A 249-nucleotide genomic window follows, 5' to 3' on the forward strand; every position below is an offset into this window, starting at 1 on the left:
GGCAGCTATCGCCTTAAAAGACGTGCTGGAGTTACCGCTCTTAACTACGATTCACGCAACTGAATATGGAAGAAATAATGGGATCCACACGAATATTCAGCGATTTATCCATAAAAGGGAAGAACAATTAATGTTTGCTTCAGAACAATTGATCGTCTGCAGTGACTATATGAAAGATTTCCTTATGACGATCTTTCGCGTAGCTGAGAAAAGAATAGCTGTCATTCCCAATGGAATTGAACCTCCTCT

Annotated in this window: 1 protein-coding gene; it reads left to right on the forward strand. The window is 40.2% G+C overall.

The window, feature by feature from the left end:
- Positions 1 to 249: glycosyltransferase family 4 protein (locus tag RYX56_RS24225; RefSeq protein ID WP_317124365.1), on the forward strand; the 249-nt coding region annotated here is incomplete at both ends.

The organism is Alkalihalophilus lindianensis (assembly GCF_032843265.1).
Classification (GTDB): Bacteria; Bacillota; Bacilli; order Bacillales; family Bacillaceae_D; genus Alkalihalophilus; species Alkalihalophilus lindianensis.